The organism is Acidimicrobiia bacterium (genome assembly GCA_036396535.1).
Lineage (GTDB): Bacteria > Actinomycetota > Acidimicrobiia > Spongiisociales > UBA5794 > DASWKR01.
In genome coordinates this window covers 1-22,663 of record DASWKR010000020.1, presented here as the reverse complement: position 1 = coordinate 22,663, position 22,663 = coordinate 1, and the positions used below count along the sequence as shown (strand labels likewise).

Annotated in this window: 26 protein-coding genes; 8 read left to right on the top strand and 18 right to left on the bottom strand. The window is 68.2% G+C overall.

Annotation, left to right across the window (positions count from 1 at the left end):
* Both VGC47_03230 and VGC47_03225 read right to left on the bottom strand, forming a co-directional pair.
* Positions 1-357: MBL fold metallo-hydrolase (locus VGC47_03230; GenBank protein ID HEX9854305.1), on the bottom strand; the 357-nt coding region annotated here is incomplete at its 3' end.
* Positions 358-371: 14 nt separating this feature from the next.
* Positions 372-512, bottom strand: coding sequence for a hypothetical protein (locus VGC47_03225; protein ID HEX9854304.1), 141 nt, complete (start codon positions 510-512; stop codon positions 372-374).
* Between the two features lie 46 nt (positions 513-558).
* Here VGC47_03225 and VGC47_03220 point away from each other — a divergent pair, with 46 nt between their 5' ends.
* The 3 genes from VGC47_03220 (at position 559) to VGC47_03210 (ending at position 3,287) form a co-directional block, all read left to right on the top strand.
* On the top strand, positions 559-897 hold the full coding sequence (locus tag VGC47_03220; GenBank protein ID HEX9854303.1) for a helix-turn-helix domain-containing protein: 339 nt from the start codon (positions 559-561) through the stop codon (positions 895-897).
* The gene (locus VGC47_03215; GenBank protein HEX9854302.1) at positions 894-1,814 is read left to right on the top strand and encodes an integrase core domain-containing protein; all 921 of its coding nucleotides are present in this window, start codon (positions 894-896) and stop codon (positions 1,812-1,814) included. The genes VGC47_03220 and VGC47_03215 overlap by 4 nt, the downstream gene beginning before the upstream one ends.
* Before the next feature lie 378 nt (positions 1,815-2,192).
* On the top strand, positions 2,193-3,287 hold the full coding sequence (locus VGC47_03210; protein HEX9854301.1) for a DUF222 domain-containing protein: 1,095 nt from the start codon (positions 2,193-2,195) through the stop codon (positions 3,285-3,287).
* 1,020 nt (positions 3,288-4,307) lie between these two features.
* Here VGC47_03210 and VGC47_03205 read toward each other — a convergent pair.
* From VGC47_03205 to VGC47_03160, 10 genes are all read right to left on the bottom strand, one after another.
* Positions 4,308-5,075: an enoyl-CoA hydratase/isomerase family protein gene (locus VGC47_03205; protein ID HEX9854300.1), complete on the bottom strand. Its 768-nt coding sequence runs from the start codon at positions 5,073-5,075 to the stop codon at positions 4,308-4,310.
* A gap of 81 nt (positions 5,076-5,156) precedes the next feature.
* Positions 5,157-6,086 (bottom strand): methylmalonyl Co-A mutase-associated GTPase MeaB, encoded by a 930-nt coding sequence (meaB, locus tag VGC47_03200; protein ID HEX9854299.1) that lies wholly within the window; start codon positions 6,084-6,086, stop codon positions 5,157-5,159.
* Positions 6,087-6,136: 50 nt separating this feature from the next.
* A complete protein-coding gene (locus VGC47_03195; GenBank protein ID HEX9854298.1) occupies positions 6,137-7,273 on the bottom strand; it encodes an MFS transporter in 1,137 nt (378 codons plus the stop codon).
* A gap of 96 nt (positions 7,274-7,369) precedes the next feature.
* Positions 7,370-7,579, bottom strand: a complete 210-nt coding sequence (locus VGC47_03190; protein HEX9854297.1) for a NifU family protein — start codon at positions 7,577-7,579, stop codon at positions 7,370-7,372.
* 157 nt (positions 7,580-7,736) lie between these two features.
* Entirely contained in the window at positions 7,737-9,032 is a 1,296-nt protein-coding gene (locus tag VGC47_03185; GenBank protein HEX9854296.1) for a SpoIID/LytB domain-containing protein, read from the bottom strand.
* A 79-nt stretch (positions 9,033-9,111) separates the two neighbouring features.
* Positions 9,112-10,947 carry a 5'-nucleotidase C-terminal domain-containing protein gene (locus VGC47_03180; protein ID HEX9854295.1) on the bottom strand — a complete coding sequence of 612 codons (1,836 nt, stop codon included), beginning with the start codon at positions 10,945-10,947 and terminating at the stop codon, positions 9,112-9,114.
* A gap of 190 nt (positions 10,948-11,137) precedes the next feature.
* A complete protein-coding gene (murA, locus tag VGC47_03175) occupies positions 11,138-12,394 on the bottom strand; it encodes a UDP-N-acetylglucosamine 1-carboxyvinyltransferase (GenBank protein HEX9854294.1) in 1,257 nt (418 codons plus the stop codon).
* A 55-nt stretch (positions 12,395-12,449) separates the two neighbouring features.
* Positions 12,450-12,962 carry a hypothetical protein gene (locus VGC47_03170; GenBank protein ID HEX9854293.1) on the bottom strand — a complete coding sequence of 171 codons (513 nt, stop codon included), beginning with the start codon at positions 12,960-12,962 and terminating at the stop codon, positions 12,450-12,452.
* Positions 12,963-13,020: 58 nt separating this feature from the next.
* The gene (locus tag VGC47_03165) at positions 13,021-13,665 is read right to left on the bottom strand and encodes an arsenate reductase ArsC (protein ID HEX9854292.1); all 645 of its coding nucleotides are present in this window, start codon (positions 13,663-13,665) and stop codon (positions 13,021-13,023) included.
* The gene (locus tag VGC47_03160) at positions 13,647-14,321 is read right to left on the bottom strand and encodes a helix-turn-helix domain-containing protein (GenBank protein ID HEX9854291.1); all 675 of its coding nucleotides are present in this window, start codon (positions 14,319-14,321) and stop codon (positions 13,647-13,649) included. Before VGC47_03160 ends, VGC47_03165 begins: the two co-directional genes overlap by 19 nt.
* A 104-nt stretch (positions 14,322-14,425) precedes the next feature.
* On the opposite strand from VGC47_03160, the gene rpiB reads away from it, so the two are divergent.
* The 4 genes from rpiB (at position 14,426) to VGC47_03140 (ending at position 18,425) form a co-directional block, all read left to right on the top strand.
* On the top strand, positions 14,426-14,875 hold the full coding sequence (gene rpiB, locus VGC47_03155; GenBank protein HEX9854290.1) for a ribose 5-phosphate isomerase B: 450 nt from the start codon (positions 14,426-14,428) through the stop codon (positions 14,873-14,875).
* A gap of 63 nt (positions 14,876-14,938) precedes the next feature.
* Entirely contained in the window at positions 14,939-15,385 is a 447-nt protein-coding gene (locus tag VGC47_03150; GenBank protein HEX9854289.1) for a DUF2269 family protein, read from the top strand.
* Positions 15,386-15,450: 65 nt separating this feature from the next.
* Positions 15,451-17,532: a polyphosphate kinase 1 gene (gene ppk1, locus VGC47_03145; protein ID HEX9854288.1), complete on the top strand. Its 2,082-nt coding sequence runs from the start codon at positions 15,451-15,453 to the stop codon at positions 17,530-17,532.
* Positions 17,532-18,425, top strand: a complete 894-nt coding sequence (locus VGC47_03140; protein ID HEX9854287.1) for an NUDIX hydrolase — start codon at positions 17,532-17,534, stop codon at positions 18,423-18,425. Before ppk1 ends, VGC47_03140 begins: the two co-directional genes overlap by 1 nt.
* Positions 18,426-18,436: 11 nt before the next feature.
* On the opposite strand, the gene VGC47_03135 is transcribed toward VGC47_03140, so the two are convergent.
* Positions 18,437-19,075, bottom strand: coding sequence for an alpha/beta family hydrolase (locus tag VGC47_03135; protein ID HEX9854286.1), 639 nt, complete (start codon positions 19,073-19,075; stop codon positions 18,437-18,439).
* A 46-nt stretch (positions 19,076-19,121) separates the two neighbouring features.
* Between VGC47_03135 and pgl the strand changes: the two genes are divergently transcribed.
* The gene (gene pgl, locus VGC47_03130) at positions 19,122-19,823 is read left to right on the top strand and encodes a 6-phosphogluconolactonase (protein HEX9854285.1); all 702 of its coding nucleotides are present in this window, start codon (positions 19,122-19,124) and stop codon (positions 19,821-19,823) included.
* 103 nt (positions 19,824-19,926) lie between these two features.
* On the opposite strand, the gene VGC47_03125 is transcribed toward pgl, so the two are convergent.
* The 5 genes from VGC47_03125 to VGC47_03105 all read right to left on the bottom strand — a co-directional run.
* The gene (locus VGC47_03125) at positions 19,927-20,358 is read right to left on the bottom strand and encodes a hypothetical protein (GenBank protein HEX9854284.1); all 432 of its coding nucleotides are present in this window, start codon (positions 20,356-20,358) and stop codon (positions 19,927-19,929) included.
* Positions 20,355-20,639, bottom strand: a complete 285-nt coding sequence (locus tag VGC47_03120; GenBank protein ID HEX9854283.1) for a EutN/CcmL family microcompartment protein — start codon at positions 20,637-20,639, stop codon at positions 20,355-20,357. The genes VGC47_03125 and VGC47_03120 overlap by 4 nt, the downstream gene beginning before the upstream one ends.
* Positions 20,636-20,905: a EutN/CcmL family microcompartment protein gene (locus VGC47_03115; GenBank protein HEX9854282.1), complete on the bottom strand. Its 270-nt coding sequence runs from the start codon at positions 20,903-20,905 to the stop codon at positions 20,636-20,638. The genes VGC47_03120 and VGC47_03115 overlap by 4 nt, the downstream gene beginning before the upstream one ends.
* Complete coding sequence (locus VGC47_03110) at positions 20,905-21,522, bottom strand: BMC domain-containing protein (protein ID HEX9854281.1); 618 nt, start codon at positions 21,520-21,522, stop codon at positions 20,905-20,907. The genes VGC47_03115 and VGC47_03110 overlap by 1 nt, the downstream gene beginning before the upstream one ends.
* Positions 21,515-22,663, bottom strand: a 1,149-nt coding sequence (locus tag VGC47_03105) for an aldehyde dehydrogenase (GenBank protein ID HEX9854280.1), incomplete at its 5' end; no start/stop codon positions are given. The genes VGC47_03105 and VGC47_03110, both read right to left, overlap by 8 nt.

Genomic DNA, 22,663 nt, shown 5'->3' with positions numbered 1-22,663 from the left:
GTGTCCGAGGTCGCCGAAGCGCTCGGGAGGCGCGAAGTCCCCCGGCACGGCGCTCGTGCCGAAGAGGCTCCTCAACTGCGACTCCGGGTCCATGGCGAGCCACAGGTCGTCGGGATGCAGGTAGGCGGTCACCGACGTGTCCCTCACCAGCCGACCGGCCCCGCCGACGTGGTCGATGTGTCCGTGTGTGACGAGCAGTGCTTCCGGGTAGCAGCCGATGTCGGCGAGAAGGCGGGCGGTGCCTGCTGCGTCCGGGGGGGCGTCGATCACGACGGCAGGCCCGCCCGGGCCGCGGGCGATCACGTAACAGTTGGTCGCCGCGGCCCACAGCGGCACCGAGTGCACGATGAGAGGCACCGGTTTCTCCTATGTCAAGCGGCCACGGGTTGGGCTGCTTGGGCGGTGTGGGTGTCGTTGATCATGGTGCGGTAGGTGACGTCGGTGAGGCGTCGTTTCAGGATGCGGAGGGCTTCTCGTTTGCTCTTGCCGTTGGCGATGTTGTCCCGTGTCATGATTCGTGAGACAGGCCAAGGTTGGGCTTGACCCGAAGGAGAACCGATGGCGCGACCACCGTCGAGATCGGCGGAGGACAAGGTGCGGATTGTGCTCGCTGTTCTGCGTGGTGAGGTGACGATGTCGGAGGTGGCCCGGCGTGAGGGTGTCTCGCAGACCTCGATCGCGAATTGGCGGGACCAGTTCCTCACCGGCGGCACGGATGCGGTCGTCGCCGGCGGACCGGCGAGACCGACCAGCGTCGAGCAGCGGCTCGCTGCAGAGAACGAGCAGCTGGCGGCGGCGCTGGGTGAAGCGCACATGGAGCTTCGTCTGTGGCGTAAAGGGGGGGCGCTCTACCCGGCTTCGACGAACTCGCCGCGGAGCGGCAGACGGTCGACATGACGGTGACTGCGTTTTGTGCACAGCTCGGGATCCCGCGGGCGACCTGGTATCGGTGGCGGGCCGCCGCCACGTCGACGAAGGGTCCGTGGCCGACCCCCGCTCAGGACGCTATCGAGGCCGACGCCAAGGCGCTCGCCGCCGGCTGGGAGGCTTGGGGTCACCGCAAGCTGGCCGAGCTGAAACGGGTCGGCATCGACAACATCGCCGCCGGCCCGGTCAGCGACTCGACGATGTACCGGGCCCTCAAACGCAACGGACTGTGTCTGCCCGTCGGGCACACCGCCGAGGTTCGCCAGCTCGCCGGGGTCCGGCGCCAGGCGTTCCTCGAGCCCCCGACACGACGCAACCGGCTGTGGCAAGCCGACTTCAGCGAGTTCGAGACTCTCGGTGCCGGGACCTGGAACCTCGGCGCCGTGGTTGACTACTGGGCCAAAGTCAACCTGGCCTGCACCGTGACGGTCACCAAGACCACCCGGGACGCCATCACCTTCTTCGAGGCCGCCCTCACCGAGGTCGAGATGCTCCTCGGCGTGGGCTGGATCGAGGAGCTCACCGACCCCGCCACCGGCGAGATCGGCACATTGACGATCGTCACCGACAACGGCCCCTGCTTCAAGAGCGGCGCATTCGCAGCCTGGGTCGCCTCCAAACGGCACCTGCGTCATGTCCGTACCCGCCGCAAGGCGCCCTGGACCAACGGGATGATCGAACGGTTCTTCGGAGCGCTCAAATACGAGCGGCTCTACCGCCACGACATCGCCGACGGCATCGACCTCGCCGCCCACACCGCCGACTTCAGGAGCATCTACAACTCGATCCGACCCCACGAGACGATCGCCATGGCCCGCCCCCTCGAACGCTACCGACAGACCCCCCAACCAAACATTCCCAACCAGAAATCTGTCTCAGATACCTGACACGGGACACGGCGAACGCGTCGAGTGCGGGTTGCCGCGGCTCCACGGAACGGGGCTGCGGACGGCTGGACGCCCGGCGGCCACTGCATCGACGGACGGATGGCAGCCGGCGGACGGGTCGGGTGTGAGTTGCCGCGGCACCGCGGAACGGGTTCGGGAGGGTCCGCGCGTCCAGCGGTGCCTGCATCGAAGCATGGCTGACAGCCGGACCCGGCAACCCATCGGATGCGGGTCGCCGCGCTCGACCCGCGGTCGCGATCGTGCGACCTCGCTAAGGCTCCGGTGAGGCCTCGGGTCCGGCTGAGCGACCTGGATCGTGCGGGCTTACCTACGCCGGGTCCGTCCGAATCTGTCATACCCGAGTCGTACGTTGTCGACATGGAAAGCGAAGTCACGATCGACGCCCTCGAGCAGGAGCTGGTCGCCTGCGAGAGGATCATCGGAAGGTTGCGAGCTCACCAACTCGGGCTGATGGTGCGGCTGGACGCGGCTCAGGTGCCACAGATGGACGGCTCCAGATCGATGTTGGAATGGGTCGCGGCGCGGTGCGACACCTCCCACGACACGGCGCGGATGCTGACCCAGGCGATGCGGCAGTTCGCCGAACAGGAAGAGATCTCGGCTGGGTTGACTCGAGGTGATGTCTCGTTCGACCGTGCCCTCGCAACCGCCAGGCTCGCCAACTCGGGAGCCGATCGGGAGCTGGTCGAGGCTTCCCGCAGATTCGATATCGACGGCATCGGGCGGCTCGCCGCCAGACATCGGCATGTCAGTCGTCGCACCGAGCATGACATCGCCGCAGCTCGCCACGTCGCTCTCCAACCCAATCTCGATCGGTCGTCTGGCAGGCTGTGGGGCGAGCTACCCGGCTTCGAGTACTCCACCATCGAGAAGGCTCTCTTCCAGCGATCGGATGAGCTTCCGACGCAGCTAGGCACAGAGAGCCGCGGCGCCAGGCTCGCCGACGCTCTGGTTTCTATCGCTCAGGACTCACTGGACCGGGAAGCGCCGGAATCTGGGAGGGCGCCCGCCGTGACCGTATTCGTCGACGCTGACCTTGCTGCACCGAGCGGAGGCGAGACGGGCGCCGAGATCTCCGGCAACGGACTTAGAGTCGGTCCGGGGACGCTCGAGCGCATCCTCTGCTCCGGCACGGTCGACGTCGTGGGAGTCGGCGACGGCCGACCGGTAGTCGCGACCGACAGGTCTCGCGCGATCCCACCCGCGATTCGACGATTCGTCCTCTGGCGAGACGGCGGTTGCACAATCGACGGGTGTCGCTCCAGATATCGGCTCGAGCCACACCACGTCCTGCCTCGGGCCGACGGCGGAAGCCACGAACCGGAGAACTTGACAACGCTGTGCTGGCACCACCATCACGTCGTCGTTCACCTGCGCGGATACACCCTCGACCCAGCATCTCCTCCGCAGCGTCGACGGCTCTTACGGCCGCTCGCCAACGGGCCTCCGTGACGCGGCGCTCGCTCACGGCCCGCATTGTCGATCGACCCGAAACCTCATGCCGTCCACGCCGGTTCAGAATCCGGGACTGCACAAGACCGAGACCGCCTCGTAGCCGCATCGTCCGCTGATCCGGCCGCTTCATGGCGTCGGTACCTTCGCGCGTCCACGTGCTTGCCGTCGGGAGCGAGGTTCGCGCCGGGTTCGCCCACTTCACCGGTCACCCGCGCCACAAGCGCCTGCTCCACCGGCGCCCACTCCACCGGCGCACGAACCTCGGGCACGAACCTCGGGCTGAACAGCGCGCTGACCGGGCACACGAACCTCCCACGTGAACTTCAGGCTGACTGCGCACATGAACCGCGGGCTGACTGCCACACGAGCGTCCCAGGAACCGCGGGCCGACTGGCGCACACGAAACCTCCCACATGGCCTCGCCGTTGGCCGCCCGAACGGGCGCGCCATGATCCGCGGACTGACCGCGCACACGACCCCTCGCACATGAACCTCGGGTAGAACCGCGCGGATGAACCTCCCGCATGAACCGCGGGCCGACTGCGCACACGAACTCCGACATGGTCTCGCCGTTGGCCGCCCGGGCGCCGTGATCCGCGGGCTGACCACGCACACGAACCGCGGGCCGACTGCGCACACGAACTCCAGCATGGCCTCGCCGTTGGCCGCCCGAACGGGCGCCGTGATCCGCGGGCTGACCACGCACACGACCCTCGCACATGCACCTCGGACTGACTGCCACACGAATGTCCCACATGACCGCGGGCTGACTTCGCACAGGAACCTCGGGCTCAACTGCGGGCTGACTTCGCACAGGAACGTCCCACATGGTCTCGCCGTTGGCCGCCCGAACGGGCACCGTGATCCGCGGGCTGACCGCGCACATGACCTCGGGATGATCCGCGGGCTGACCGCGCACGAACCCCGCGCATGAACCTCGGCCTGAACCGCGCACGCGACCTCGGGCTCGTGACCGCGGGCGCCGCAGCTGGACTGGCCGCGCCGCCGGCGGCGGGCTCACCGTCCCGAGAACCGAGGCGTCTCCTTGGCCACGAACGCTCTGATCCCGACCTCCGCGTCGGCGGTCGAGAACACCTCGTTGAACACCAGGCTCTCGACCGCCATCGCATCGTCGATGGGACGCCCCCAACCATCGCCCATGGCGCGCTTCACTGCTGCATAGGCCTTCGTCGGCCCATCCGCCCACCGGGCCGCCTCCGTGCGGGCGACACTCATGAGCTCGTCAGCAGGGACCAGTTTGTCGGCGATCCCGAGCTCGAGGGCCTCGTCGGCTCCCACATGCCGACCGGACATGTTGAGCTCCTTCGCCTTCTGGAACCCGATCAGGCGCGCAAGGCGCTGGGTCCCACCCGCCCCAGGGATGATTCCGAGCAGGATCTCCGGCTGCCCGACCTTGGCGTCATCCGCCATGTACCTGAAGTCCGCTCCCATCGCCAGCTCGAGCCCCCCGCCGAGTGCGTAGCCCGAGATGGCTGCGATGACAGGCTTCTCGAGGCGTTCGATACGCCGCACGAGGGCAGCCAAGCCGCTGGCCTGGGGCTCGTCTGAGCCGCCGTCGAACGACTCGATGAACCGTCCGATATCGGCGCCTGCCGCGAAGTGCTTCGCCCCGGTGATGATCACGGCCCTGACCGCATCGTCCTCGGCGGCGGCGACCCGCGATTCGATGTCGGCGAGAAGCTCCGCATTGAGGGCGTTGACGGGTGGTCGGTTGAGGGTGATGGTGGCGACCGCTCCAGCAACCTCGTATTCAGCAAGGCTCATCGAACACTCCTGACGAGAGAGAAGACCAGGCTAGAAGCGCTCCGGAGGCCGATCACGAGACACCTCGTGTCTCGGTGATCGCTACCGCTGCGGTCCACCCGCGAGCAGGGCCTCGCTCGCCGACCACGGATCGATGGTCCGCTCGACCACCCGGCCCACCAGCTCCTGCCACCGGTCGCTGTTCCGAACAGCTTGGAGCCGTACCCGCAGCTCGTCGCGCACGGCCTCCTCCATCATCGATTCGGCTCGCCTGTCGCGGAGGACCTCGAGCCGACCGGCTTCCAAGAGGTAGGCGCGATGGTCGTCGACGGCACGCCACACTTCGGCGATACCGGTGAGCTCGGTTGCGACCGTCTCCACGATCGGAGGAACCCAGTCGCGTTTGCCGCCCAGCTCGAGCATCAGCCGGAGGTCGCGGATCGTGTCCTCCGACCCCGGCCGGTCCGCCTTGTTGACGACGAACACGTCTCCGATCTCGAGAAGCCCGGCTTTCGCTGCCTGAACGCTGTCGCCCCAACGGGGATTGACCACCACGATCGTGGTGTCGGCCGCCGACGCGATCTCGACTTCGGCCTGTCCGACGCCGACGGTCTCGACGATCACCTCCGGGAATCCGATGCCGTCGAGGATGGTCAACACCCGTGGAGTCGTAGATGCGATGCCGCCGAGATTGCCTCTACTCGCCATCGACCGGATGTAGACGCCGTGGTCGTCGATGAAGTGCTGCATCCGGATGCGGTCGCCGAGGATGGCGCCGCCCGTGAACGGGCTCGACGGGTCGACGGCGACGACCGCCACCTCGGTCTCTCGCTCCCGCAGGGCGGCGACCATGGCGCCGGTCAGCGTCGACTTGCCGGCTCCGGGGGCGCCCGTGATCCCGGTCGTCCACGACCGTCCCCCGGACGGGAAGAGGAGAGCGAGAGCGGCGGCTCCGTCCGGCAACCGCTCCTCTACCTGGGTGATGATCCGGGCGAGTGCTCTTCGATCGCCCGCCCTGGCGGCGGCGATCATCGCCCCGACATCGCGTTCCAGCGTCACCTGGCGAGGTTAGAGGCCGCCGCTCACGGGAGTACGGCGGTGCGCGGATCGGTCGGAGGCAGGCGCTCTCGTCCTTCCTGGACCCCCATGACGAGGAATCCGGACATCGCCAACCCGATGCTCGAAGTCACTGCGAGCTGGGATAGGCCATCTGCGTTCACGAACGCTCCGCCGATACCTGGGCCGATCGCCCGTCCGAAGGCCATGAAGCCCTGGGCGTCGCCGGCACGTTCGCTCGACTCGAGCGAACGCTCGACGAGCATCTGCATGACCCCGGGGACCCCCATCCAGAATGCGAAGCCCCACCACGTCATGCCGATGAAGAACAGGATCGGCGTCCCCCCTCCGACGGTCAGCCAAGCGGCCGGCGCCGCAGTGGCCAGCCACACCCCCGGCCGTCTGTGCCTCGAAGCGAGGCGGGCACCGACGAGGCCGCCGGCCGCATTGAGGCTGAAGCCGATCGAAGACCACGTCGCGCTCAGGCCGACGATGTCCCTGGCGGCAACCGCCTCGTAGACGAAGAGGCTCGCCCCGGAGAGCGTGAGCAGCATGAGCGCCACGAGGAGCACCTTGTTCGACCGGGATGCGCTCACCTCACGTTCCATCCGCGGGGCAAACGCCTCGGCCGGTGCCGCGAGGAAGAGGGCCGGGATCACGGACGCAGCGAGAAGCGAGTACACGGCCTGGTCCCCGAGCTCAGAGACCACTCCGAGGATCGGAGCGCCGACGAGTGCGGTCACCGGACCGGCGACGGCCAGGCTCGCCATCGACCTTGGGCGGCGCATCGCGTCCGCCCAGGCGATCCAGGTGAGGGTCCCGGCGGCTCCGCCCGCGAGCATTCGCGCCGCCAGGAGCAGCGGGAACGCCCCGCTGATGGCGCTCACGACGTTGGCGACGACGAGGGCGCCCACCGCCAGGCGGAGCATGGCGGCCGACGGCGCCTTGAGGCGGGGAACCACGAAGTTGACGACGGCGAAGGCGCCGACCTGCGCCACCGAGATGGTGCCGGCGAGACCCTCGCTTATCCCGTACCGCTCGGCCACTTCCGGGATGAGGAAAGGCGTCGCACCGAACATGAGGGCAACTGCGACGGCCCCGGCGAACAATGCCGGCGGGGCACCGACGCGGAAGGCGTATGCGAGGCGGGTGGGGCTGAGCACGGGTGCTGCGAGTCTGGCATCAGAAGCGGCGCCGCCGGTCGCGCTCTGCCGGCTGCTCGGGCGCTCGAGGTTGCCGAGCGTCGATCCGCCACGAGCTCAGAGGGCGACCACTTCCTCGACTCCAGGGACCCTGTCCCTGAGGATCCGCTCGATGCCGGCCGTGAGCGTCATGGTGGACATCGGGCAGCCGCCACACGCCCCGACGAGCTGCAACGTCACCGTCGATCCGTTCGTCCCGAGGAGGATGAGGTCGCCGCCGTCCGCTTGGAGGGCCGGCCGGATGTACTCGAGTGTCTCCTCGAGGATGACTTGGTCGATGTCGCTCTCACCGTTCGCCTTGGCGAACGGATCGTGCTCGGCCACCGGAGAGGCGACGTTGATCGCCGATGTGCTCATGGGCTCGTCGTTCATGGTCCTCAGGTCCCTATTACCACTACCAGTGTAGGAGTATTCCCGGCTCCGCTCAGCGCGGCCACCACCGCCCTGCGATGGCGGACCCGAGCGCAGCCTGCTCTTCCGGAGGGAGGAGTGCCAGCCCACCGGCGGTCGCCCGCACCTCCCATGCGCCCCCCGACCCCCCGAAAGCCACGCCGTTGACCAGCATGTCGAAGGGCCCGCTCGCCTCGACGAGGACCGCGGCGCGATCCCACGACAGGCCGACGAGCACCTCATCCGGAACGAGATCCGCAGCGTCCGTCGGGTGGAGGCCCGTGTAGTAGTGCGACAGGATCTCGGCGACATCCGCTCCGTCCTGTGCCATGGCGTTGGCGCCCCACTGGCTCATCCCGACCCCGTGCCCCCACCCCTCGCCGACGAGCCGCACAGCACCTGCCGATCCCTGGTCGAATGCCGGCAGCAGCCTGGCGAGCGTGGGCGGCGGCCCCGAACCTGTCGAGAACGTCAGGTCGAACGAGGTGCTCGGGAGGGTCTGCGACAGCCGCGTGCGGTCGCTGCGGCGCCCTGGGAACAGGCCGGGATACAGCTGCGGGCCCCACCGATTCAGGATCGCCCTCAGTCCCGTGGACGCCAGACGGATCACGCCCTCGTTCGTCGTGACGATCACGGTGGCCGGCCCGGCTCCTTCGGCGGGCCTGTCGAGGGCGATGTCGACGATCCGATCGACCGAGAAGCCTTCGGCGCCCAAGATCGTGACGAGGACACTCGTCGGGACGTCGACGGTCCACGTCTCGTGCGGCGTGACTCCCGCCTCGGGCGAGTCGACCGGTTGGAGATACGGAAGTGGCTCGGATCCGAAGATGTCCTGGTTGGCCCTCGTCCTCGAGCCGGCGCTCGAGAAGTAGAGCGTCAATGCGGGCCGCCCGTCGTCGAGCACGAGAAACCCGGAGGTGGCCTCGATGGCCGCCTGCCATCGGTCGATGTCCGCCCCCGCCGGGACGCCGCGATACACCTGGCACTGGGTCGTGGCACAGATGTCGAAGCCGTAGCGCCGGCCGGTCGACGTTCGGCCACCGGCCATGGTGCGCGCCAGGTAGGTACGGGCCGCGATCGCCTGCGCCTCGAGCGCCGCCTCGGGCCACGAGAACGGCACCTCGCGCAGTCCCAGCAGGTACTCGTCCAGGCTGACTCGCTCGGTGACTGAGACGACGGATCCGACCTGGGTGATCCGCACCGTGCCTGCGTAGGCGCCCACACCTGCGATCTCGAGCACCGTGCCGCCGACGGGCACGAACTCGATCTCGTCGACGGGCTCGGCAGCCACAGACGCCAACCCCACCACCACGGCCAGAGCGATCAGCACCGTTGGATTGTCTCATGGCGCGTGTGGGAGCGGGCATGCCGCCCGCTCCCACACCATGTCCGTGATGCGCCCCGGCCGGCTACGGCACGGTGACGATCCGGCCCTCACCCCCCTCGGGATAGTCGGCAGCCGATATGAGCCCACCGAGCGCATCTTGGATGTAGAACGACAAGGCCTGCTGGTAGGACACACCGATCGTCGTGAACGGAGCACCACCGAACGGATACTCATCGCCGCCGTTGGCGAGGAAGTCGATGGTGGCGACCGTGAGGTCCGCTCCCGGCACGACTGCCCCGGCAACGACGATCGGAGTCCCGTCGTCGAGTGTCACGGTGACGACCCGGTTCCCGGGCGTCGTTGTCGGGTCCGCCGGATCACGGGGCGTCCCGGTCGGGTCGTACTCGAACGAGAACCCGCCGACCTGGGCGAACCGCCCTGCAACGAACTCGACCTGTGACACCGCGTTCTCGAGGATCGCCTTGAACGTGTCGCGCGACACGTCGGGGACGATCGATACGAAGTTCGAGAACGGAGCGATGTCGAACGTCGTCAGCTCGGTGATCTCGCCGGCCGGGATCAGCGTGTCGTTGCGGATCCCGCCGCCGTTCTGGAGTGACACGTCCGGCACCGGAACACCGAACGATCCTGCCAGCTCCGACGCCTGCCACAGCATCGAATCGGCCATCAGGTTGCCGAGGTTGGTCTCCTCCGTGCGAACGCCGGGAATCCTGCGGCCCTCGAGCGCCACCTCGGAAGTGCCGATCACGGTCGCAGCCAGATCGGCGACGAAGTCGCTGACGGGCTCGACGACCTTCTTCAGCACCTTCTTGTTCTCGGCGACGGCGTCGGGGGCGACCCCGGAGACGCGCTGCGGTCCGCTGAAGGCGGAGTTCACGAAGACGAGCTCGCCGTGCCGGTTGAACTCGGCAACGAGCCTGCCGAGATAGCGGTAATTGCCCGGCCCGGTCACGACCGGGACAGGGTCACCGTCGGCGTTCTCGGACCACACCGGGTATGACCCTTGCACGATCGCCTCGTCACCCGGGATGAGCAGGTCACCCGGGTTGGAGAGCAGCTCGTCGCCGCCACCCGCGATGGCAATGTCGACGCCGTGAAGCATCGGGAGCACCTCCAGGTCGGTGTTCAGCCCCTGGAGGTGGGACGACAAGATGATGATCTTCACCCCGTGCAGCGTCAGCAGGTCGATCTCGGCCTGCACGGCCTCGACGAAGTCGTTGACTCCGACATTGCGGGGGCTCGACACGAACGGCAGGGTCTCGGTCGTGCCGCCGACGATCCCGATCGCCACGCCGTCCTTCTTGACGACCGTGCTGGCGGCGATGCGTTGGCGGTCGGCCAGATCCTGGAGCCCCGGCTCACCCGAGAAGTCGAGGTTGGCACTGATGAACGGCGGGTCCATCTTCCAGGCGTACGGCCGGAAGGCATCGAAGCTCCTCACGAAGTCCTCGAAGACGTCGGGGCCGAAGTCGAACTCGTGGTTGCCGATCGTGAGGGCGTCGTACCGAATCAGGTCGAGCGCGATCGCGTCGTAGAACGGGATCCCGTTCGCGAGGCTGGCGTTCCACTCAGGTCCGGCCAGGAAATTGTCCCCCGACGACACGACCAGAACGCCCCGCGGTCCGTCGCTTCCGATCGTGCTGGGATACCCGTCGTCGTCGTTTCCCTGTCTCCTGAGCTGCTTGACGAGGGTCCGGAACCGGGCGACCCCGCCGAACTCTTCCTCTCCGAGCAGCTGCGACTCTCCGTCGTTGTGGTGCAGGATCGTCAAGGTGAACGTCGAGTCCTTGTCGGCTTCCGCTGCCGGCGACAGTGCCATGACGGCCGCCAGCATCATCAGCACCAAGATCAACGCCCAGAGCCGTCGAGCCGCCACCTTCGAATGGGTCGTGCCCATTGCTCCCCTTCCTCTCGTCTCTGCTGTCATGCTCGCCCCTGCCCAGGGGGGAGCTCGGCGCACCGAATCGTCTGCTCACCGTATCCCGGGAGGATGACAGGATCTCCACGACACGGTGACGATGGCGTGAACTCGCCGGATGCGCTCCGTGGTAACACTACAGAGCGCGCGAATCCGATGCCGGCCTCGGTCAGGGGTCGATGCGGGAGACGTCGGCGCCGAGCGCCGCCAGGTTGGGCACGAAGTCGTCGTATCCCCTGTCGATGTGGTGGGCGTTGACGACGGTGGTCGTGCCTTCTGCTCGAAGCCCGGCGAGCACGATGGCCGCTCCCGCGCGGATGTCGGTCCCGTCGACCTCGCAGCCGGAGAGCGACTCGACGCCCCGCACGACGACGTGCTGGCCGTCGGTCGTGATGTCCGCTCCCATCCGGTTCAGCTCGCCGATGTAGCGGAACCGCGACACGAAGATGTTCTCGGTGATGATCGACGTCCCGTCCGCCGCCGCCAGGTAGGCGACCATCTGGGGGTGCATGTCGGTGTGGAAACCGGGGAACGGGAGGGTGGCGAAGTCGACGGGCGACGGGCGTACCGGTCCCTCGACCGACAGCCAGTCCTCACCGGCCTCGATGCGGCAGCCGGTCGCCTCGAGCTTGCGCAGCTCCATTCGCAGGTGGTCGGCGATGCAGTCGCGCACCACGACGCTTCCCCCGGAGATGGCGGCGGCGACCGCGTACGTACCTGCCTCGAGCCGGTCGGGAACGACGACGTGGGTCGAGGGATCCAAGGCGGGGACCCCCCGCACCTCGATGGTCGACGTACCGGCGCCGTCGATCTTCGCCCCCATCTTCTGCAGGTACTTGGCAAGGTCCTCGAGCTCGGGCTCGCGAGCTGCGTTGCCGATGACGGTGGTGCCGCGGGCGGTGACCGCCGCCAGCAGGATGTTCTCGGTCGCTCCGACGCTCGGGAACTCGAGGAACACCTCGGCGCCGTGAAGCCCGTCGGGGGCGGTGGCCTCGAGGACACCGTGGCGCAGCTCGAAGTCGACTCCCATGCTTCGGAGCCCCTCGATGTGCATGTCGATCGGTCGGGTCCCGAAGTCGTCCCCTCCGGGGAGCGCCACCCTGGCAACGCCGCCTCGGGCGAGCAGCGGCCCGAGGATGATGATCGACGCCCGCATCCTGCGGATGAGGTCGAGGGGCGCCTCCGGGTTGAGAGAATCCGGGACGCTGATCTCGAGCGTCCGCCCCGTGCGAGCACATCGGGCGCCGATGTGCTCGAGGACGTCGCCCATGATCTCGACGTCGAGGATCCGGGGGACGTTGTGGAGCCTGTGGGTGCCCGGGGCGAGTAGGGACGACACCATCAGCTTGAGGACTGCGTTCTTGGCCCCGAGGACGCCCACCTCGCCCTCCAGGGGGATGCCGCCGCGGACGGTGATGACGCTCACGATCGAGGATTGTATGCCGCCGACGTCGAGTATTCGCGCTCTCCGCGCGCGCTTGTCACTCGATCGGGTCGACGCCTGCGAAGAAGAGCTCGGCGTGGGCTTCCCACGTCCCGTTGGGGCCGCGTACCTCGAGGCCGACGGCCTCCGAGATGCCGGTCGGGACCAGGTAGTACCAGAGTCGCCCGGTGGATATGGTGCCGACGGTCGAGACCGACCCGTCGGCGATGGTCCGCACGTTGACGAGCTCGGCATCGCCTCCGTCGATGAGGGACCAGAACGCCCTGGCGACGTCCTCGGTGAGGATCGGCCACGTCTCACCCGCCGCGTTGGCGAGTGCCTCCATGTTGAGTGGCGCCGCCGTCGCCAGCGCCTTCCCATCACCGAGCGGATGGGAGAAGGAGATGAACTCGCCGGTCGACTCGACGACGTCCCATCCCGTCGGGTAGGCGATGCAGAACGAGTCGGCGCAGACCGTTTCGGTCTCTCCCGGAGCGGGAGCGTCGGGCCCTGCGCCGCATCCTGCCGCAGCGATGGCGACGGCGATTGGAAACAGCGCGGCTCTTCTCATGGCTCGCCAGCGTAGGTCTCCGCCTCACTGCCGGTGATGGCCGCCGGGGCGGGGCCGCTCACGCCCCGGTGGTGACCTCGAGGCTCGCCATGAGGTCTCTCACCCTGGCTGCGATGTCGTCTCTCACCTGTCTGACGACCTCGAGCGGTTGGCCGGCTGGATCGACGAGCTCCCAGTCCTCGTAACGCTTGCCGGGGAAGATCGGGCAGGCGTCTCCGCAGCCCATCGTCACGACCACGTCTGCGGCGCGGACGACCTCGTCCGTCCACGGTTTCGGGTACTCGTCCTCGATGTCGATTCCTACCTCTGCCATCGCCTCGATCGCCGCAGGGTTCACGTCCGACGTGGGATCGGAGCCGCCGGAGAACACGTCGACGGCGTCACCGGCGAGGTGGCGGAGCCACCCTGCCGCCATCTGCGAGCGACCGGCGTTCTGCACGCACAGGAAGAGCACCGTGGGCCGGGTGTCCGACGAGAGGCCTTCGACCTTGGCGAATGCCCGGAGCCGCTCTCGTGCGAATCGTTCGATGAGGACCGGAAGCCAGGTCGTCACCCTGGCACTGGCTTCGAGTGAGTACTGGGACTCCGACATGAATCGCTCGATCGTCGGGGCGGCGAACACTCCGGAGAACTCGTCCTCGAGCCTCGACGCCGCTTGCTCGATCATCAGGCGCTGCTCGACCGTCAGCTTCGACTCGCGCATCGACGCGCCCCTTCCTCGATGGTCTCGATGCGCCGGCGCAGGCGGTCGACCGTGCGGTCGAAGGCCTCGGCGGCATGGTCTTCGATCGGATCCGGGATCGACCAATGCCACCACGTCGGGTCGGGCGTCAGCTCCTCGTGAGCCCTGTCACAGACGGTGATGACGCGCGCCCGGTCGACGTCGACGTCGACGAAGTGCCGCGGCGTGGCGCCCGAGAGGTCGACCCCGGCGCGCTCGGCGGCCGCGATCGCCCCGGGGTGGACGCCTTTCGCCGGATCCGTTCCGGCGCTCGATGCTGCGACGCCGATGGTGCGCGACCACAGGGCGGCCGCCAGTTGCGAACGCGCAGAGTTGTGGGTGCAGACGAACACGACGGGCGCTCCGATCGCCGCCGGCAGGGGGCCGAGCCCCGCCGCCAGCCCTTCGTGCCGCAATCGCACGTAGCGGCGGCGGCCGTCCCCCGCTGAGGCGCTCCGGGCGATCAGGCCGACGTCCTCGAGGACGCCGAGATGGTGCGCCAGGAGGTTGGAGGCCAGTTCATGACGTTCTGCGAGCTCGCCCGGGGATCGATCCGAGGTGGCGAGGTCGTCGACGATCGCCAGCCGAACCGGATCGCCGAGGGCGGCGTGGCGACGGGCCCGGGTCTCGAGGTCCATGACGGGACCATACCTTCTCAACAGATTTTGAGTCAACAGAAGTTGAGACAATGTGCCGACCGGGGAAGCCTCTACGCTGCCCATCGCCTGCGAGGAGGTTGCGCTTGCGGATTGCCATCGGAGCCGATCATGCCGGCTTCGAGCTCAAGGAAGAGCTCACGGGACGGCTGGCGGCCGCCGGCCATGCCGTGATCGATCTCGGCACGTCGAGCACGGATCCGGTCGACTATCCCGACTACGCGGCCGCAGTGGGCCGGGCGGTGGTGTCCGGCCGCGCCGAGCGCGGGATCTTGGTCTGTGGGTCGGGCGCAGGTGCGGCCATCGCCGCCAACAAACTCGACGGGATCCGATGCGCACAGGCGAACGAGACGTACACCGCCCATCAGTCTGTCGAGCACGACGACGCCAACGTGATCGCGTTGGCGTCCCGGGTCGTGGGCAGCGAAGTGGCGTGGGAGGTAGCCGAGGCGTTCGTGGGCGCCGAGTTCATTGGAGCGGGGCGCTACCAGCGCAGGCTCGACAAGGTTCTGGAGCTGGAGCGCAACCGGGTCTGATGGGCCGCATCACCGCGGCCGGGGGCAACGACTAGATTCGCCGCCACCCGGCCCGGAGGAACGATGCGCACCGTCCTGCTGATCATCCACATTCTCGCCGCAGGGGCGTGGATCGGGGCATCGGTCACGAGTGGATTCCTGTCGGCACGCTTTCGCTCCGACAATGTCGTCGGGGCTGCGTTCATGCGCGCATTCGAGGCCATGGGTCGGTTGCTGTTCAACGTGGCGGGGATCGTCGTGCTGATCACGGGCATCTGGCTGGTGATCGTCAGCGACGCCTGGTCGTTCAGCGACGCCTTCGTGTCGATCGGATTCCTCGTCGTGATCGTCGGAGCGCTGCTGGGCATCTTCGGCTTCGTCCGGCTGGCAAGGCGAGGCGTCGCTGCCCATGAGTCTGCGAACGCAGCCGAGATCGCATCCGTCTACGCCCGACTGCGCGCATTCGGGACGATCGACCTCGTCCTCCTCGTCGTCGCCGTCTCGGCGATGGTCGGCAAATGGGGGACCTGAAAGACGTTTCGCTCCACTTCCGGGCCGAGATCGCCGATCGCTAAGCTCAGCCAGGCCACTTCCCCATGAGCTTCACCGCAGACCGATTCATCAATCGAGAGCTCTCGTTGCTCGACTTCCAGCAGCGGGTTCTCTCGCTCGCCCAGAACCCCGACCTCAAGCTCCTCGAGCGCGTCAAGTTCCTCGCCATCGTCAGCCAGAACCTCGACGAGTTCTATCAGGTGCGCTACGCAGGCCTGCTCGGCCAGCAGAAGTCCGGAGTGGTTCACGTGTCACCGGACGGCCTGAGCGCCCGCGAGCAGCTGGCGCTCATCGACACGAAGGCCGAGGAGCTGACCGAGCAGCTCGACCTCGCCTTCCTCGAGTCGATCCTCCCGGCACTCGAGAAGGAGAACATCCGCCTCGCCAACTGGACCGACCTGGATGCCGACGCCAAGCAATACCTGACAGCCGTGTTCGAGGACCAGATCTTTCCGGTGCTGACGCCCCTAGCGGTCGATCCGTCCCACCCGTTTCCCTACATCTCGAACCTGTCCCTCAACCTCGCCGTCGTGCTCCAGGGTGCAGAGCACGACATCCGCTTCGCCAGGGTCAAGGTGCCGCCGATCCTGCCCCGCTTCATCGTGCTCGAAGACGGCGAGCACTTCGTCCCGCTGGAACAGGTGATCTCGGCCCACCTCGGCCGGCTGTTCGACGGGCAACGCATCGAAGACCGGTACAGCTTCCGGGTCACCCGCAACGCCGAGCTCGCAGTCGAGGAAGACGAGGCGCGCGATCTCCTGGAAGCCATGGAGAGCATCCTGGCGTTCCGGCAGCGCGCCGCTTCGGCGGTTCGTCTCGAGGTCGAGGACCGGATCACCGACCAGGTGCTCGAGCTGCTCCTCCGCGAGCTCGGCCTGGAGAGCGGCCAGGTGACGAGGCGGTTGGCGCCGCTCGATCTCGGCGGATTGTGGGCGCTGTATGGCCTCGACCGTCCCGAGCTCAAGGACGATCCCTGGGGACCGACGACGCAGCATCGCATGACTCGATCGAGCGACGAGGTCGACTTCTTCGAGGAGATCCGCAAGGCAGACATCCTCGTCCACCACCCGTACGAGTCCTTCGCGACGTCGACGGGTGCCTTCCTGGCGCAAGCCGCCGCCGACCGCGACGTGCTCGCCATCAAGCAGACGCTCTACCGGACATCGCAGACGGACGACCCTGCCCTGGGCGGCGAGCAGGCAGTCGTCGAGTCGCTCGTCGCCGCGGCCGAGGCGGGCAAGCAGGTGGTGGTGCTGGTCGAGTTGAAGGCTCGTTTCGACGAGGCCGCCAACATTCGATGGGCCAAGCTCCTCGAGGACGCCGGGGCCCATGTGGCCTATGGCGTGTCGGGCTTGAAGACCCACTCGAAGACCCTCCTCGTGGTGCGCCGCGAGCACGACGGGCTGCGCCGATACGTCCACATCGGCACCGGCAACTACAACCCGAAGACGGCGAGGCTCTACGAGGACCTCGGGCTGTTCACCGCCGACCCCGAGCTGGGCTCCGATCTCTCGGAGCTCTTCAACGCCCTCACCGGCTACTCGTCGAAGGCCGACTACCGGCGGCTCCTCGTGGCCCCACTGGCGATGCGCAAGCGCATCGTCGAGCGCATTCGCATGGAGGCGGAGCGTGGCACCGCCGGGCGCATCCTCATGAAGATCAACCACCTGGTCGACTCGGAGATAATCGACGAGCTCTACGCGGCGTCGGGGAGCGGCTGCCGCATCGAGCTGATCGTTCGCGGGATGACGTGCCTGCGCCCCCAAGTCCCCGGCCTGTCGGAGAACATCACGGTCCGCTCGATCGTCGGCAAGTTCCTCGAGCACTCTCGCATCTACCGATTCGGCAGCCCCGGTGAGGCTGCCGTCTACTACATCGGCTCGGCGGACATGATGCCGAGGAACCTGGACGGGCGGGTCGAGACCCTGACTCCGGTGATCGACGCCAGGCTCAAGCTGAGGCTCGAGGAGATCATCCAGGTGAACTTGGCGGACGACGAGCTGGCGTGGGAGCTCGACGGCGACGCCACATGGTCGAGGGTGGCGCCCGATCGCGGGGTGAACGCCATGGAGACGTTCCAGGATCTCGCCCTGGCGAGGAGCAGGCCGGAGACGGCATCCGCCTGATGACAGCCGTGTCTCTCGTCCCATCACCCGATGCGATCTGGGCGGCAGGCGCCTTGCTCCATCGCCGGAACGACGGTCGCCTCGAGGTCCTCGTCGCCCATCGACCGAGGTACGACGACTGGTCGCTGCCGAAGGGAAAGCTGAATCGCAAGGAGCGGTTCGAGGCCGCCGCCGTCCGTGAGGTCCGGGAGGAGACCGGCATGAAGGGTTCGATCGTGGCCCCGATCGGGACGATCGCCTACGTGACGCCTGCCGGCAATCACAAGATCGTCCGGTACTGGCTCATGGAAGCGGCGGGGGGCGCCTTCGAGAAGAACCCGGAGGTCGACGAGATTCGCTGGCTCACGCCGAAACAGGCGCGGGCTCGTCTCACGTACCCCATCGATCGGGCCGTTCTCAACAGGGCGACGGAGCTGCTCAAACGGTCGAGCTCGAGCAGGATCTACGTGGTCCGCCACGCCTTGGCGGGCGACAGGAAGCAGTGGACGAAGCGAGACTCGCTCCGACCGTTGAGCAAACGCGGCTTCCAGCAGGCGTCGCAGCTCCGCGACGCGTTGTCCACCACCCCTCTCAGCAGGATCGTCACCAGCCCGTACGTGCGCTGCGAGCAGTCCGTCGCCCCGCTGGCGTCCGCAATCGGCGTCCACCTGGAGACGACGCGGGCCCTGGCCGAGGAGGCCTCACCGAAGCAGCTCCGCAAGCTCATCTCGAGGTACCCGGGAGAGAGCGTCGTCGTCTGCTCGCACGGCGACAACATCATGGGCCTGGTCGCCGACCTGGCGTCGCGCGGAGTGAAGCTGGAGGGCCCACTCGAGGCGAAGAAGGGCTCGGTGTGGGTCTTCGACGTACGGTCGGCAAGGGTGAAGCGAGGGACGTACCTGCCCCCTCCGTGACGGCACCCCGGCTACAGCTCGTGCAGCCACTCGACCGTCGCCGCGATCGCCCATGCCAGCGGATCGGGGCCCGGATGGGTCTTCGGGACGCGAAACGAGTGGTCGGCGCCTTCGACGATCACGGCTCGCGCAGATGGGAGCGCAGCGGCGAGCGGCTCGATCAGGTCGGGAGGACTCAGCCGATCGCGGCTCCCCGCCACGAACAGCTGCGGCACCGCGATGCGGTTCAGGTGGTCGGTCGGCCGCGGCCCCTTCCCCGGCGGGACGAGTGGATAGCCGAGGTAGACGAGCCCGGCGGCCGGCCAGCCGTCATCGCCCACGAGGTGAGAGCCGACCCTGCCTCCCATGGACTTGCCTGCGAGGACCACACTGTCGGCCCGGGCAGAGCACCAACTCGCCGCGGCGCGATGCACGGCGAGGAGCTTCGGCAGCCGATCCGGAGCCCGCCGCCCCGCCTCGGCGTAGTCGTAGTTGAACGTGAGCACGGCCACCCGGGCGGCGGCCAGGCCGTCGCGTACAGCCACCATGAAGGCATGGTCCTGGCCGGCGCCCGCCCCGTGAGCCAGCACGACTCCGATGAGGCCATCCCCCGGGTGCCAGCGCCCCGACGTGACACCGCCGTCCCATGCGATCTCGACCCGCTCGATCACCGCGCCACCGTACCGGGCGTGCCGGGGCGGCACTACCTTGCGGCGCGTGGCACGAGTGATCATCGAGCAGTCTCCGGGAGCCGTGGCGGCACGCGCCGCCGAGCACGTCTCCGCAGCCGTCCGGGATGCGGGGGGACCGTTCACGATCGGTCTCGCGGGAGGGTCGACGCCGACGGAGACGCACCGGCTGCTGGCTCGGGCGGACATCGACTGGTCGAACGTCTCGTTGTGGCTGGGTGACGAGCGTTGGGTCCCGCATGACGATCCGGACTCGAACGCCGGCATGGCACGTCGAACGCTCGCAGGTGCCGTCGGGGCGGAGGTGGTCGCTCCCGACACGTCGCTGCCGACCCCTGCCGAAGCAGCCGCCGACTACGAGCGGCGGCTGCAGGAGATCTGGGTGGAGCGGGACGGCATCGCTGCCCCAGACCTGGTGATGCTCGGCATCGGTGACGACGGCCACACCGCCTCACTCTTCCCCGGCACCGCGGCCCTCGGCGAGACCGAGAGGTCATACGTCGAGAACTGGGTGGCGGACAAGGGTGTCTGGCGCCTCACCGCGACGCTGCCCTTGCTGTGGTCGGCGCGCACGCTGCTGTTCGTCGTCGTCGGGGAGGCCAAGGCGGGCGTGGTCGGCGAGATCATCGACGACGATGTCCCGTACCCGGCGCACCTGGTGAGCAGCCGGGCCGCCGACGTCATCTGGGTGCTCGACAGCGCAGCCGCCTCCCGGCTCGGGCGGGTGTGACGGCAGCCAGACACCCCCTCGGCTCGGGGCTGCGCCCGCTCGCCGGTCCCCCGCAGAGCGGGAGACCGCGTAAGAAGAGCCCCGGGTGACTGGTGGAAGGGGGTCAGCCTGAGTCGGTCGTCTGGTCGGGGGCGGTGCTCGTGGATGCGGTGGGAAGCGTGCCGATCACTCCCCCGGTCACCTGGTCGTAGAGCAGCACCACTGCGGGATGCGTCGACTCCAGCTCGGGGAGCCCCTCGGCGATCCGGCTGTTGATGTCGGCCGGGTCGCATTCGAAGGAGGCAGCCCGTTCGTCGAGGGCGGCGCCGGTCTGCTGGAGCTCACGAAGCCGGGGCGTCGGTTCGGCGTCGCCGGACGCCACGTCGAGAGGAGCGAGTTCCAGCTCCTGGGCGAGTTGCAGGACCAGCCGGATCCCGGCTTCGACGATCGCCCCGCAGTTGTCGACCTCCTCGATGACGATCGGCTCGTCGACGTCCGGGACAGAGGTGCATGCCGCCAGTCCCAACGCCAAGCAGGCCGCGACGACCCGCCTCACAGGGGGAGCACCGGAACCATCGCCACGGCGTCGACGATCCCGACGACCAGCGCTCGCACCGGGCCGGTGGACAGCCCGAGCGCCTGCCTGGCCGAGCTGCCCTCGTCGAGGACGAGCACCGTCTCGTCCGGGGCGGCTCCGATCGTGTCGACCGCGATCACGTACCCGCCTTCCGGCTGTCCGTCCGGGCTCACGTAGTCGCAGATCAGGAGGCTCCTCCCGTCGAACGTGGGGTGATTGATCGTCGACGTGACCGTCCCGGCGACTCTGGCGATCCTCATGAGAGGTGGGCCTCGTCGACGATGCCGACGACGGCATGGTCGACGGGGACGAAGCGCTCCTCCATCGCCTCCGCCGCCTCTCGGGCAGCCACCCAGTACACGAGCTCGCCGCGCCCGGCCATGTGAACCGCATCGGCGGCGACGATTGGACGGCCGACGGGCTCCTGTGCCTTGTCGAGGGGCTGCACGACGAGGAACTTCACGCCCTCGAGGCCGGCGACCTTGGTCGAGGCGACGACCGTTCCCACGACGCGCCCGAGTTGCATCAGCTCGCCCGCTCCTTGATGCGGAGCACCACCCGGCGCATGAATCGCAGCTCCGACTCGAGGTTGGCGGCCATCTCTGCATGGAGCATGGCGATGAGGTCGGACCTGACGAGGCGGCGGCCGGCGGCGGCGACCGCCCGTTCCAGCGAGGCCTCGACGTCTGCGACGGCTCCGGCGAACAGCAGATACCCCTTCCCACCGAGGTCGTCGGCGATTCGCAGCGCTGCCAAGCGGACGGGCGCCGCCTTGACGCCGGCGTCGGCTGCCGCAAGGAGCGCCGGGATGGTCGCCGTCTCGACGATCCCGAGCGCCTCGCCCGCCAGCGACGCCGCCGAGTCGTCACCGACCACCGCCGCGGCGACGTCGGCGTGGACGTCCGCCAGGAACACCTCGTCGTCGGGTGGCACGCCCGCTGCATCCCTGCCCGCCTGGAGGGAGGTCTCCACGCTCGCCGTGTCCCCGCTCACGAGCACCAGGTACTTGCCGGGATGGGTCGAGCCGGCGTAGATCGACCCGACCGGAGACGACTTCACCATGGCGTCGCCGGCGACGATCCCAGCCGAGATCGAGCCGTACTCGAGCACCCCGATCGCCGGGTCGGCGCTCCGGTCAGACAATCCGCAGCGCTCCGACGACGGTCACGCGCCTGATCCGCGAGAACGTCCTGGGGCGCGTCATGCCCTCACCCGTCGGGCTGGCGATCGAGAACGACGTGAAGCCCTCGCCGCCCTCCCCCAGCCCGGCGTAGTTCGGGCCGTTGGCGACGAAGATGCTGCAGTTCATGGCGCGCGCCATCCGGGTGATCGTCGCCACGTTCGTCGAGTGGATCGAGGCGGTGTGCCGGAAGCCGTGCTCGGAGCGCACCGCCAGGTCGATTGCGACCTCCACGTCCCTCACGCGGGCCACCGGCATCACCGGCATCATCTGCTCCGTCCAGACGAGGCTGTGCTCGACCGGCACCTCGGCGACGAGGAGCCTGGTGGCCGGATCGATCATGATGCCGGCCTCGGCTGCGATCTTGGCGGCGTCCTTGCCGATCCACGTCGTGTTGATCACACCCGGCTTCGAAGGAGACCCCAACTCCTTGAAGATGACCCGCTCGAGGCGCTTCAGCTCGTGATCCTTGAGGCGGTAGGCACCGTGATGGGTCATGGCTTGCACGAGCCGGTCGGCGACCGTGTCGACGACGATCGTCGTCTTCTCGTCGGTGCAGATCACGTTGTTGTCGAACGATGCCCCGCGGACGATGTCGCGCCCGGCAGCCTCGACGTCTGCCGTCGGGTCGACGACTGCGGGTGGGTTGCCCGGACCTGCCGTGATCGCCTTCTTGGGCGTGCGCAGCGCCTCCCTGACGACGCCGGGGCCTCCGGTCACCAGGAGCACACGCACGTCGGGGTGCTCCATCAGCTCCTTGGCGGACTCGAGGGTCGGCTCGGGAATCGCAGTGACGAGATCCGGAGGACCACCCGCCGCCACGATCGCCCTGTTGAAGACCTGGACGTTCTCCACCGAGACCCGCTTCGCATTGGGGTGGACGTTGAAGACGATGGAGTTGCCCGCGGCGACAGTGGCGATGGCGTTGTTGATGATCGTGGACGTCGGGTTCGTTGTCGGGGTGATGGCCCCGATCGTGCCGTACGGGGCGTACTCGGTGACCATCATCCCCTGATCGCCCGTCACGGCTTGCGGCTCGAGGTCCTCCGGACCGGGGGTCCTCGTGGTGACGAGCCGGTTCTTGATGACCTTGTCCTCGGCCCT

What these genes read in the sequence shown, in the direction of transcription:
- VGC47_03165 (HEX9854292.1), bottom strand. Translation starts at nt 13,665, where the DNA reads ATGCGCGAGTCGAAGCTGACGGTCGAGCAGCGCCTGATGATCGAGCAA.
- VGC47_03115 (HEX9854282.1), bottom strand. Translation starts at nt 20,905, where the DNA reads ATGCAACTCGGGCGCGTCGTGGGAACGGTCGTCGCCTCGACCAAGGTC.
- VGC47_03225 (HEX9854304.1), bottom strand. Translation starts at nt 512, where the DNA reads ATGACACGGGACAACATCGCCAACGGCAAGAGCAAACGAGAAGCCCTC.
- VGC47_03160 (HEX9854291.1), bottom strand. Translation starts at nt 14,321, where the DNA reads ATGGACCTCGAGACCCGGGCCCGTCGCCACGCCGCCCTCGGCGATCCG.
- VGC47_03220 (HEX9854303.1), top strand. Translation starts at nt 559, where the DNA reads ATGGCGCGACCACCGTCGAGATCGGCGGAGGACAAGGTGCGGATTGTG.
- VGC47_03150 (HEX9854289.1), top strand. Translation starts at nt 14,939, where the DNA reads ATGCGCACCGTCCTGCTGATCATCCACATTCTCGCCGCAGGGGCGTGG.
- VGC47_03140 (HEX9854287.1), top strand. Translation starts at nt 17,532, where the DNA reads ATGACAGCCGTGTCTCTCGTCCCATCACCCGATGCGATCTGGGCGGCA.
- VGC47_03215 (HEX9854302.1), top strand. Translation starts at nt 894, where the DNA reads ATGACGGTGACTGCGTTTTGTGCACAGCTCGGGATCCCGCGGGCGACC.
- VGC47_03210 (HEX9854301.1), top strand. Translation starts at nt 2,193, where the DNA reads ATGGAAAGCGAAGTCACGATCGACGCCCTCGAGCAGGAGCTGGTCGCC.
- VGC47_03120 (HEX9854283.1), bottom strand. Translation starts at nt 20,639, where the DNA reads ATGAGGATCGCCAGAGTCGCCGGGACGGTCACGTCGACGATCAATCAC.
- ppk1 (HEX9854288.1), top strand. Translation starts at nt 15,451, where the DNA reads ATGAGCTTCACCGCAGACCGATTCATCAATCGAGAGCTCTCGTTGCTC.
- VGC47_03170 (HEX9854293.1), bottom strand. Translation starts at nt 12,962, where the DNA reads ATGAGAAGAGCCGCGCTGTTTCCAATCGCCGTCGCCATCGCTGCGGCA.
- VGC47_03205 (HEX9854300.1), bottom strand. Translation starts at nt 5,075, where the DNA reads ATGAGCCTTGCTGAATACGAGGTTGCTGGAGCGGTCGCCACCATCACC.
- meaB (HEX9854299.1), bottom strand. Translation starts at nt 6,086, where the DNA reads ATGATCGCCGCCGCCAGGGCGGGCGATCGAAGAGCACTCGCCCGGATC.
- VGC47_03180 (HEX9854295.1), bottom strand. Translation starts at nt 10,947, where the DNA reads ATGGGCACGACCCATTCGAAGGTGGCGGCTCGACGGCTCTGGGCGTTG.